Origin of the sequence: Micrococcus sp. CH7, from assembly GCF_001595485.1 — a bacterium.
GTDB classification, from domain to species: domain Bacteria; phylum Actinomycetota; class Actinomycetes; order Actinomycetales; family Micrococcaceae; genus Micrococcus; species Micrococcus luteus.
This window is the reverse complement of sequence record NZ_LOSQ01000040.1, coordinates 1-10,905: the sequence shown is the minus strand read 5'-3', so window position 1 is coordinate 10,905 and position 10,905 is coordinate 1. Positions and strand designations below refer to the sequence as shown.

General features: G+C 76.3%; 10 protein-coding genes and 1 pseudogene. 10 read left to right on the top strand and 1 reads right to left on the bottom strand.

All coding sequences use genetic code 11. The annotated features are described in order from the left end of the window. The first annotated feature begins 236 nt into the window (after positions 1-236). The 10 genes from AUV08_RS09320 to ribH all read left to right on the top strand — a co-directional run bounded on the left by AUV08_RS09320 (position 237) and on the right by ribH (position 9,819). Positions 237-1,223, top strand: coding sequence for a cytochrome (locus AUV08_RS09320; protein WP_061873217.1), 987 nt, complete (start codon positions 237-239; stop codon positions 1,221-1,223). Further along, on the top strand, positions 1,220-1,804 hold the full coding sequence (def, locus tag AUV08_RS09315) for a peptide deformylase (protein WP_061867729.1): 585 nt from the start codon (positions 1,220-1,222) through the stop codon (positions 1,802-1,804). The genes AUV08_RS09320 and def overlap by 4 nt, the downstream gene beginning before the upstream one ends. Before the next feature lie 14 nt (positions 1,805-1,818). Then, complete coding sequence (locus tag AUV08_RS09310; protein WP_228070664.1) at positions 1,819-2,901, top strand: methionyl-tRNA formyltransferase; 1,083 nt, start codon at positions 1,819-1,821, stop codon at positions 2,899-2,901. Continuing rightward, the gene (locus AUV08_RS09305) at positions 2,898-4,529 is read left to right on the top strand and encodes an RsmB/NOP family class I SAM-dependent RNA methyltransferase (RefSeq protein WP_061873216.1); all 1,632 of its coding nucleotides are present in this window, start codon (positions 2,898-2,900) and stop codon (positions 4,527-4,529) included. The genes AUV08_RS09310 and AUV08_RS09305 overlap by 4 nt, the downstream gene beginning before the upstream one ends. Before the next feature lie 16 nt (positions 4,530-4,545). After that, the gene (gene rpe / locus AUV08_RS09300) at positions 4,546-5,217 is read left to right on the top strand and encodes a ribulose-phosphate 3-epimerase (RefSeq protein ID WP_036340795.1); all 672 of its coding nucleotides are present in this window, start codon (positions 4,546-4,548) and stop codon (positions 5,215-5,217) included. A 321-nt stretch (positions 5,218-5,538) separates the two neighbouring features. Continuing rightward, positions 5,539-6,243, top strand: coding sequence for a nicotinamide riboside transporter PnuC (gene pnuC, locus AUV08_RS09295; RefSeq protein ID WP_004167571.1), 705 nt, complete (start codon positions 5,539-5,541; stop codon positions 6,241-6,243). After that, positions 6,240-7,373 (top strand): bifunctional diaminohydroxyphosphoribosylaminopyrimidine deaminase/5-amino-6-(5-phosphoribosylamino)uracil reductase RibD, encoded by a 1,134-nt coding sequence (ribD, locus tag AUV08_RS09290; protein ID WP_041102755.1) that lies wholly within the window; start codon positions 6,240-6,242, stop codon positions 7,371-7,373. Before pnuC ends, ribD begins: the two co-directional genes overlap by 4 nt. Further along, on the top strand, positions 7,374-8,030 hold the full coding sequence (locus AUV08_RS09285) for a riboflavin synthase (RefSeq protein ID WP_036341523.1): 657 nt from the start codon (positions 7,374-7,376) through the stop codon (positions 8,028-8,030). After that, complete coding sequence (locus AUV08_RS09280; protein WP_020624533.1) at positions 8,027-9,340, top strand: bifunctional 3,4-dihydroxy-2-butanone-4-phosphate synthase/GTP cyclohydrolase II; 1,314 nt, start codon at positions 8,027-8,029, stop codon at positions 9,338-9,340. Before AUV08_RS09285 ends, AUV08_RS09280 begins: the two co-directional genes overlap by 4 nt. Continuing rightward, positions 9,337-9,819: a 6,7-dimethyl-8-ribityllumazine synthase gene (gene ribH, locus AUV08_RS09275; RefSeq protein WP_020624532.1), complete on the top strand. Its 483-nt coding sequence runs from the start codon at positions 9,337-9,339 to the stop codon at positions 9,817-9,819. Before AUV08_RS09280 ends, ribH begins: the two co-directional genes overlap by 4 nt. An 816-nt stretch (positions 9,820-10,635) precedes the next feature. On the opposite strand, the pseudogene AUV08_RS11850 reads toward ribH, so the two are convergent. After that, positions 10,636-10,815 (bottom strand): annotated as a pseudogene (locus AUV08_RS11850) (integrase core domain-containing protein); the annotation flags it as partial. Between the last annotated feature and the right edge of the window lie 90 nt (positions 10,816-10,905).

The following is a 10,905-nucleotide window of genomic DNA, read 5'->3' as shown; positions in this document are numbered from 1 at the left end:
GCCACGCCCCGCTCGCCGGGCCAGTGGATGCCGCCGAGCCACAGGGGCCGGGGGGCGTCCTCGGGTGCCCACGCGTGCACGTCGGTGCCGCCGGGATCCGCTCGTCCGAGCCGCTCACCTGCGTTTTCCAACGAGAAAGAACTCTAGGCCATCTCCGCCCGGATGCAAAATCGGCGTCCGGAGGCGTGTCGGGCCACCCCGTCGGGGGTCCGGGGACCCTGCCAGAATGGCTGACCATGACCCAGCCACGCCTCGCGCATCAGACCCCCCACGGACGCATGTACGCGCGCTCCCTCTCGGGCCTGCCCGAGGTCCCGTCCATCACCACCGTGATCGGCATGGAGAAGACGGACCTGGACGGCTGGGTCGGGTGGATGGCGGCCCAGTCCGTGACCCAGGATCCGCGCCTGGCGGAATCGGTGGGCTCCGCGGCGCGCCTGAAGCAGGTGGCCCGGCAGTCCGCCGACGCCGCCGCCCGCTACCGGGACGCCGCGGCCGAGCGCGGGGACCGCGTGCACGACTACGCCGAGCAGGTGGCCCAGCGCGCCCTCGGCCGCCCCCACACCATGGCGGAGGCCCGGGCCCGGCTGATCGAGCACGGCGAGGGCGCCTACGCGGACCGCTTCGACGAGTGGTGGGACCTCTACGACGTCCGGCCGATCGCGGCCGAGATCACCGTCTGGAACCACACGGTGGGCTACGCGGGCACGCTGGACCTCGTCGCCCGGATCGGCGGCCGGCTGTGCCTGATCGACTACAAGACGAAGGGCACGGGGCGGGACGGACGGGTCAAGGCGCTCGATCCCAAGGTGGTCATGCAGCTGACCGCCGGCCTGAAGGCGGAGGAGTCCCTGGTGGACCCCGAGGCCGGCACCTGGGAGGAGTGGCGGCACGGCCAGGCCGAGATGCTGCTCGGCGTCGCCCTGGGGGAGACCGAGGTCGCCGTGCACCAGGCCAACCCGGGCGTGCTGCCCCGCCACTGGCACAAGTTCTGGGCCCTGCGCCAGGTCTGGAAGCACGCGCAGGCCGTGGACGACGCCGGCCCCGCGCTCCGTGTCATCGGCCCCCCTCCGCCGTCGGTCCCGGTGTCGGCGGCCACCGGCCTGCAGGCCGTGCGCGCCGCGGCGTTCGGCGGCGGCTCCCACGCCGCCCCGGCCGTGGCGCCCGACGGGTCGTCGTCGCGCCCGGCGTCTGCCGAGGGCGGCGATAGGGTGACGGCGTGACCGTCCTGCCCGTCCGCACCGTCCCCGACCCCGTCCTGCGCACCGCCGCGTCGCCCGTGCCCCCGGGCGCGGATGTGCGCGCCCTCGTGGCGGACATGATCGAGACGATGCACGCCGTCGGGGGCGTGGGCCTGGCCGCGCCCCAGGTGGGCGTGGGCCTGCGCGTCTTCGTGTTCGACGTCGCCGGCGTCGCCGGGCACGTGGTCAATCCCGTACTCGAGACCGCCGGCCAGGCGCTGCGGGAGCCGGGCGAGGGGTGTCTGTCCGTGCCCGGGCTGCGCTACCACCCGGCGCGCGCCGCCGAGGCCGTCGTCCGCGGCACCGACGTGGACGGGAACCCGGTGGAGCACCGGGGGACCGGCCTGCTCGCCCGCTGCCTGCAGCACGAGACCGACCACCTCGACGGGATCCTCTACGTCGACCGCCTCGACGGCGAGGAACGCCGTGAGGCCCGCCGCCGCATGCGCGCCGGCGAGGTGGACCACGCCGCTCGCCGCATCGGGGCCGAGCGCGCGGCCGCCGTCAGCTCGGTCTTCGGCGCCCCCGCCGCCCCCGCCGCCGGAACAGGAGCCGCCCGATGACCGCCCCGACGCCCCTGCGCGTGCTCTACGCCGGCACGCCCGAGACCGCCGTGCCCGTGCTGCACGCCCTGCTCGACTCGCCCCACGAGGTCGTCGGCGTGCTCACCCGGCCGGACGCCCCGGTCGGGCGCCGGCGGGTGCTGACCCCGTCGCCGGTCGCGATCGTGGCCGAGGAGGCCGGCCTGCCCGTGCTCAAGGCCGACCGACTCCGCGGACCCGAGGGCGCCGATGCCCTCCAGGCGATCCGGGCGCTCGAGGCAGACGTGGCCGTCGTCGTCGCCTACGGGGCGCTCGTGCCCGCCGAGGCCCTGCAGATCCCCCGCCACGGCTGGCTCAACCTGCACTTCTCCGCGCTGCCGGCCTACCGCGGCGCCGCCCCCGTCCAGCGCGCCGTGATGGCCGGGGAGACCGAGATCGCCGCCGACGTGTTCCAGCTCGAAGAGGGCCTGGACACCGGCCCCGTCTTCGCCCGGCTCACCCGCCCCGTCGCGGCCGACGAGACCGCCGGGGCCGTGCTCACCGACCTCGCCGAGCGCGGCGGTCCGCTCGTGATCGACGTGCTCGACCGCCTGGCGGCCGGCACCGCGACGGCGACGCCCCAGCGCGGCGAACCCTCCCACGCGCCGAAGCTCACGGCCGCAGACGGCCTGGTGGACCCCGCCCGCCCGGCCGCCGAGGTGGCCGCCCGGATCAACGGCGTCACCCCCGAGCCCGGCGCCTGGGGCTGGCTGACCGCGGACGACGGCGCCGCCCCGGCCCGTTTCAAGCTCGACGGCGTCGCCCCGGTCCGCGCCGGCGACGACGGCTGGCCCTCCGCCCTCGACGCCGCGGTTCCCGGGCAGATCCTGGTGGCCGCGAAGGCCGCCTGGCTGCGCACGGCCGGCGGGGCCGTCCGGCTCTCCCGCGTCCAGCCGGCGGGCAGGAAGCTGATGCCGGCCGCCGACTGGGCGCGCGGCGCCGCCGCCGGGGCCGCGCTGCTGGCCGGGGAGGCGCTCGCCCACCACGAAGAACAGGCCCGCCAGGAGGCCGCCGCCCGGGCGGCGGCACGCGAGGCCGCGCGGAACGCCGCGGCACAGGACGAGGAGGCACGCGCATGAGCCGCGAAGGACAGGCAGGACAGGGCGGGGGCGAGCGAGGGGCCCGCGGAGAACGCGGCCGCGCACCCCGGCCGGACGCCCAGGACCGCCGCGACGCGCAGGGGCGCACCCGCAACCGGGGTCGCTCCGGCGCCGGGCGGAAGTACTCGGCGCAGGCGCCGTCACAGCGCTCCCGCACCGCCGACCCGGCGCGCCGCGTCGCGTTCGGGGTGGTCCGCTCCGTCCACGCGGAGGACGCGTACGCGAACCTGGTCCTCCCGGCGCGCACCCGCCAGGCCCGCCTCGACCGGCGCGACGCGGGCTTCGCCACCGAACTCGCCTACGGCACCCTGCGCGGGCTCGGCCTGTACGACGCGATCCTGACCCGCTGCGTGGACCGCCCGCTCGAGAAGATCGACCCACCCGTGCTCGACGCCCTGCGGCTCGGCGCCCACCAGCTGCTGGGCATGCGCGTGCCCGCCCACGCCGCCCTCGACGCCACCGTCTCCCTCGTGCGCGCCGAGATCGGGGCCGGCGCCTCCGGGTTTGTGAACGCGGTGCTGCGTCGGGTCGCCGAACGCCCCCTCGAGGAGTGGCTGGCCGACGTCGCCCCCGCCGACGGCGGCGACGCCGCCCTGGCCGTCCGCACCGCGCACCCGGTGTGGATCGTCCGCGCGCTGCGCCAGGCCCTGGCCGCTCACCGCGGCACCCGCCACATCGCCGACCGCGACGCCGAGCTGGCCGCCCTGCTCGAGGCGGACAACGCCCCGCCCGTGGTCAACCTCGTCGCCCTGCCCGTGGCCGGTGGGGCCGAGGCGCTCGCCGCGGCCCTCGACGACGGCGCCGAACCCGGGCCGCTGGCCCCGGACTCCGCCCTGCACTCCGGCGGCGACGCCGGCCGTCTGCCCGGGGTGCGCGAGGGCGTGCTCCGCGTCCAGGACGCCGGCTCCCAGCTCACCGCCCGCGCCCTGGCCCAGGCACCCGTCCCCGCGGCCGAGGGGCGGGCCGAGCGCTGGCTCGACCTGTGCGCCGGCCCCGGCGGCAAGGCGGCCCTGCTGGCCGCCCTCGCCGCCGAGCGGGGTGCGACGCTCGTGGCCAACGAGGTCGCCCCGCACCGCGCCGACCTCGTCCGGCAGGCACTCGCCGCCGTGCCCGCCGGAGCCTGGACCGTCCGGGCCGGGGACGGCCGCACGATCGCCGACGCCCCCGAGGCGGCCCCGGCGTTCGACCGCGTCCTCGTGGACGCCCCCTGCACCGGCCTCGGTGCGCTGCGCCGCCGACCCGAGTCGCGCTGGCGCCGCACCCCGGCCGACCTCGCCGAGCTCACCGGCCTGCAGGCCGAGCTGCTCGACGCGGCGGTCTCCGTCCTCGCCCCCGGCGGCGTGCTCGCCTATGTCACTTGCTCCCCGCACGTCGCGGAGACCGTCGTCCAGGTCCAGGACCTCGTGCGCCGCCACCCCGAGCTGGAGCTGCTCGACGCCCGCACCGCCCTCGACACCGTCGCGCTCGACGACCTGCGCCTGGACGAGGCCGAACCCGCCGGCGCGCCGGAGCCGGCCGATGTGGTCGCCCGCACGGCCCAGCTCTGGCCGCACCGGCACGGCACCGACGCCATGTTCCTGGCCCTGCTGCGCGCCCCCGGCGCCTGACCGAGAGGACCCGCCCATGACCGCCCGCGCCCCGCGCCTGCACCCCTCGATCCTGTCCGCGGACTTCGCCCGCCTCGCCGACGAGCTGGCCCGCATCCCCAGCGCAGACGCGGTGCACGTGGACGTCATGGACAACCACTTCGTCCCGAACCTCACCCTCGGCCTGCCCGTGGTCGAGGCGATCCGACGCGCCACGGACCTGCCGCTGGACCTCCACCTGATGATCGAGGACGCCGACCGCTGGGCGCCCGGCTACGCGGAGGCGGGGGCCGAGTCCGTGACCTTCCACGCCGAGGCGTCGGCGGCGCCCGTCCGACTGGCCCGCGAGCTGCGCGCGGCCGGAGCGAAGGCCGGCATGGCGCTGCGGCCGACGACCGCGGTCGAGCCCTACCTGGACATGCTCCCGGAGCTGGACATGCTCCTGCTGATGACCGTGGAGCCCGGCTTCGGGGGGCAGGCGTTCCTCGACGTCGTGCTGCCGAAGATCCGCCGGGCCCGCCGCGCCCTCGACGGCGGGCCCGCCCCGCTGGCCCTCCAGGTCGACGGCGGCGTGAACCGGGAGACCATCGAACGCGCGGCCGAGGCCGGGGCCGACGTGTTCGTGGCCGGCTCCGCGGTGTTCGGCGCCGAGGACCCCGACGCCGCGCTCGTCGGCCTGCGCACCGCCGCCGCCCGCGCCTGCCACTGAGCCCGGCGACGCGGTCGCCCGGCCGCCGCGCCGGACGTCGCCCGGTGACGTCCGGCATGCGCGGCCGGCCGGGCGTGCGATACTGCTGGACAGCAACGTGCTCCGAGATGCGGTGGAAGTCCGCACCGGCGGTGACAGCCCGCTAACCGCGCGGCCCGTCCTCATCCGAGGCGGTGCCGGGCGGCCTGACCGGTGGAATTCCGGTGCCGACCGTACAGTCGGGATGGGAGAGGCACGCGGCGGAGCCGTTCCGCGCCCTGCGCGGGAGGGCTGCGGAGCGCACCCCTCGGAGTCCCGATCCGAGGAGGTGGCGTCACGGTCATGGACTGGTTAGTGGACGCCTTCAACTGGACCATCCCGGTCGCCGGCGGGGGCCTGCTCATGCGCGAGGTGCTGGGCAACGTCTTCGGCCTCGCCTCCGCCCTGGGCGGCATGGCGCGCAGGGTCTGGGCCTGGCCCGTGGGCATCCTCGGCAACCTCATCCTGCTGACGGTCTTCCTCGCCTCCCTGTTCACGGGGGCCGATCACGCCACCCTGCTCGGCCAGGCCGGCCGACAGGTCATGTTCATCGCCGTCTCCGTCTACGGCTGGGCGCGCTGGCGTCAGGCCCGCCGGGGCCACGCCGAGGACGCTCCCGCCATCACCCCGGAGTGGGCCGGCTGGCGCGGGCGCGTGTTCCTCGTGACGGCCATGGCGGTCGGCACCGTCGCCCTCACCCCCGTGTTCCGCGCCCTGGGTTCGTGGGAGCCGGTGTGGGCGGACGCCTGGACGTTCGTGGGATCGCTGCTGGCGACCTACGGCATGGCGCGCGGCTGGGTGGAGTTCTGGCTGATCTGGGTGGCCGTGGACGTCGTCGGCGTGCCCCTGCTGTGGAGCACCGGCTACTACGCCTCGGCCGTGATGTACGCCTTCTACGGCGCCTTCACCCTGATCGGCTTCTTCGTGTGGCTGCGCGCCACAGACCGGGACAAGCCCGCCGTGGAGACGCTGCTGCCCGACGGCCCCGAGGGGGACGTCGCCCGATGAGCGCCGCCGAGACCCCGCCCGCCGACCCCATGGACCTCGCCGTCCACGCCGCGCTGCGCGGTGTGCGCGGCGCCAACCCCCTCGTCGGGGCCGTCCTGACCGACGAGGCCGGCCGCGTCCTGGCCGTCGGCCACCACCGCGGACGGGGGACCGCCCACGCCGAGGTCGACGCCCTCGCCCGCTGGCGGGCCGCCCGCGCCGCGGATCCGGCCCTGGCCGCCCTCGACCCCGCCGGCCTGACGCTGCACGTCACCCTCGAGCCCTGCGACCACACCGGCAGCACCGGCCCCTGCTCCCAGGCCGTCCTGGACGCGGAGATCGGCGCACTGCGCTACGCCGTCGCGGACCCCACCGGTCACGACGGCGGCGGCGCGGCCCGCCTCGCCGCGCACGGGGTGCACGTCACCGGCCCCACCGGCGAGACGGCCGCCCTCACGCTCACCGCCCGCTGGCGCGAGGTCCGCGACGCAGGCCGTCCGTGGGTGACCGGGCACCTCGCTCAGTCCCTCGACGGCCACGCCGCGGCCGCCGACGGCACGAGCCAGTGGATCACCGGCCCGGACTCCCGCGTCCACGCCCACGAGGTGCGCTCCCGCGTCGACGCCATCGTCGTCGGCACGGGGACCGTCCTGGCCGACGACCCCCGCCTCACCGCCCGTGACGCCGTCGGCGCCGAACTCGCGCACCAGCCCGTGCCCGTCGTCCAGGGTCACCGGCCCGTGCCCGACGGCGCCGCCCTGCGCACCCACCCGGTGGTGCTGGAGGTCCTCGACCACGACCCGCACGCCGTCCTCGCCGCGCTCGCCGCCCATCCCGGGCCCTGGCCCCACGGCCGCCGTGCCGAGCACGTGCTCATCGAGGGCGGGCCCCGCGTGCTCGGCGCGTGGCTGCGCGCCGGCCTCGTGGACGAGCTCATGGTCTACACCGCGCCCCTGCTGCTCGGCCCGGGCCGCGCCGCCGTCGCCGGCCTGGACGTCGCCACGCTGTCCGAGGCACTGCGCTGGCACCCCGACCCCGCGGAGGGTGGCCCCGTCCGTGCCCTCGGGGACGACGTCTGGACCCACCTGAGCCCCGTGCCGGCCCCGCGCCTGCCCACCGCCCCCGCCCCGACCCGTTTCCAGGAGGACTGAGTGTTCACCGGCATCGTCACCCATCTCGGCACCGTCGTCGCCCTCGAGCACGACGCGGCCGCCGACACCGCCCTGCTGACCCTCGACGCCGGCGGCGCCCTCGACGGGCTGCCCGCCGGCGGCTCGCTCGCCGTCGACGGCGTGTGCCTCACGGCCCTCGACGAGCCCACGGGGCGCCCCGGCGTGTTCCGTGCCGACCTCATGGGCCAGACGCTGCGGATGACCAGCCTCGGCGACCGCGCCCCGGGGGACCGGGTCAACCTCGAGCGCTGTCTGCGCCCCACCGACCACCTGGACGGGCACGTGGTCCAGGGCCACGTGGACGGGACCGGCCAGGTCCTCGCGGTCACCCCGCACGGGGCCTGGACCACCCTGCGCATCGGCCTGCCCGCCCGCCTGGCGCGTTACGTCCCCGCGCAGGGGGCCATCGCCCTGCAGGGCGTCTCCCTCACCGTCACCGCCGTCTCCGACCCGGGCGCGGCCGCGCACTGGTTCGAGGTCGGCATCATCCCGGCCACGCTCGAGGCCACCACCCTGGGCGCCCTGCGGCCGGGCGACCGCGTCAACCTCGAGACCGACGTGCTCGCCCGGTACGCCGAGCGTCTCGCGCTCATCCCGTCCGCCCCCGCCGCACCCACCGAGGAGGCCCGCCCGTGAGCGAGCACATCCGTCTGGACCCCGTCCCCGCGGCGATCGCCGCGATCGCCGCCGGCCGGCCCGTCGTCGTCGTGGACGACGCCGACCGCGAGAACGAGGGCGACCTGATCTACGCGGCCGCCCTGGCCACCGACGAGGTCACCGCCTTCACCGTCCGCCACACCTCGGGCGTCATCTGCGCGCCCCTGCCGGCCGGCCTGGCCGACCGCCTGGCCCTGCCGCCCATGACCACCGTCAACGAGGACCCCAAGGGGACCGCCTACACCGTGAGCGTGGACGCCGCCGCCGGCGTCACCACCGGCATCTCCGCCGCCGACCGCACCCGCACCCTCCGCGTGCTCGCCGACCCCGGTGCCGCCCCCGGTGACCTGACCCGGCCCGGTCACGTGTTCCCCCTGCGCGCCGTCCCCGGCGGCGTCCGGGCCCGCCGCGGCCACACCGAGGCCGGCGTCGAGCTGTGCCGCCTGGCCGGCGTCGCGCCCGTGGCCGCCATCGCCGAGCTCGTCCACGACGACGGCACCATGATGCGCCTGCCCGCCCTGCGGGAGTTCTCCGATGAGCACGGCCTCGTGCTCATCTCCATCGAGGACCTCGTGGCCCACCTGGAGGAGACGACGCCGACCCTGACCGCCGTCCCCGCCGAGGCCACCCTGCCGACCCGGCACGGCCTGTTCCGCGTGAGCGTGCACGTGGACGCCGAGACCGGGGCTGAGCACCTGCTGCTCGTGGCGGGGGAGACCGACCCGGAGCGTCCCCTCACCGTCCGCGTGCACTCGGAGTGCCTCACCGGCGACGTGCTCGGCTCCCTGCGCTGCGACTGCGGCCCCCAGCTCGAGGACGCCCTGGCCCGCGCGGCGGCCGAGGGCGGCGCCGTCCTCTACCTCCGGGGCCACGAAGGACGCGGCATCGGCCTGGCCAACAAGATCCGCGCCTACCGGCTCCAGGAGGAGGGGATGGACACCGTCGAGGCCAACCTCGCCCTCGGTCTGCCCGCCGAGGCGCGCGACTGGGCCGGGGCCGCCGCCGTCCTCACGGCCGCCGGCCATCGGCGCATCCGCCTGGTCACCAACAACCCCGCGAAGGTCGCGGGGCTGCGGGCGGCCGGCATCGACGTCGTCGAGCGTGTCCCGGCCCCCACGCCCGTCACCGAGCACAACGTCGTCTACCTGCGCACCAAGCGGGACCGCATGGCCCACGCCCTGGCGGACCGCGTGCTCGAACCGCCGACGGCCACCGGCGGCCCCGCCACGCCGGCCGATGACCCGACCACCGACCCGACCCACCCCACCCACCAGGAGGACACCCCATGAGCGGCGCCGGAGCCCCGACCTTCACCCCCGACCCCGCCGCTGCGAGCGGCCTGAACGTGGCGATCGTCGCCGCCCAGTGGCACACGGAGATCATGGACGGGCTGATCGCCGGGGCGCAGGCCGCCGCGGCCGACCTGGGCCTGGAGCCCGTGCTCGTGCGCGTGCCCGGCACCGTCGAGCTCACCGTCGCTGCGGCGCGGCTGGCGGAGCGCTTCGACGTCGTCGTGGTCCTCGGCGTCGTGGTGCGCGGGGACACCCCGCACTTCGACTACGTGTGCCAGTCCGTGACCCAGGGCGTGACGGAGGTCTCGGTGCGCACCGGCGTTCCCGTGGGCTTCGGCGTGCTCACCGTGGACACCGAGCAGCAGGCCCGCGACCGGGCGGGCCTGCCCGGATCCCGAGAGGACAAGGGACGCGAGGCCCTCGAGGCGGCCGTCCTCACCGAGCTCGCGCTGCGCTCGGTCACGCCACGGGACTGAGGGTGGCCGGGCGGGGCTGCCTGCTGGGTCGGCTGCTCTCGACGTGGACCCTGTCCCCGGGGCCGGTGGGGTGATCGCAGGCCGGTCAACCGGGCCCGTCCGGAACGCCGGCAGCCCCGCGCCGTCATGGATGGGGTCGGCCGGAGGGCGCGGGGACCCGACGATAGAGGCGGAGACGCGAAGCCCCCGCCCTTCGTCTCGCTCGCGGCATCCACAGCTCGTCGTCCACTGCCCCGACCGTCAGGGCGGGCCGTTGACCCCCAACGCGTTCACCGCCGCAGACGGGTGATCTATGCGGCCCGCCCCGCCTCGGACGACTGCGTCGGGGTGCACGGAGCCTGCCGCAGCGTGGCCGCGTTCAAACAGTCCATGGCCCTGCTGGGAGCTGCGCGAGACCGGGCTGCTGCTCACCCCCCTGGTGCCGGCCCGCTCCATCGTCCCCGGTGCACGTCTGGCCTGCGACTGGCTGGGCCACTATGAGAAGCGCGAACCCGTCGCCTCCGCCTACGCCGACCTGGCCGGCCTCATCTTCGAAAGGGTCACCGCATGAACGAGAAGCAGCTTGAGCCCGACCTGAGTCTGCGAGCACAGCGACGCAAGCCCACCCCGGCCCCCCAGACCCCGGCTCCCGGAGCGGTGATCCCCGCAGAACCGGCAACGACCTCGGACCCGGCCGGTGGGTATGCGCCCCTGGCGCGGCGTGGGGCGCCGACCGCGGCCCTGAACGTGCGAGTGCCCGAAGCGATCCGCGACGCGGTGCGTCGAGAGGCCGCCACGAACCCGGCAACGCCCAGCCAGGCCGCGGTCATCGAAGCCCTAGTTGTAGGAGGGCATGACGTTGTTGACTCGGGTCGGTGCCAGTGAGGCCGGAGGGGCGTCTCCGCAGGAGGTATGAGGCCGATGATAGTTGTAGTGGTTCACCCACACCTGAAGGGCCTCACGCCGAGCTTGCTCTGAGGTATACGGGCGGGCGTAGAGGACCTCATCGACCATCAGCAGTTGAGTCCCGCATAGTGGTGTAGCGCCCGGTGGTCGGGCACGTCGTTCCAGACGTGGACGCGGCCACCGTGTGATCCTTCGAGTCAA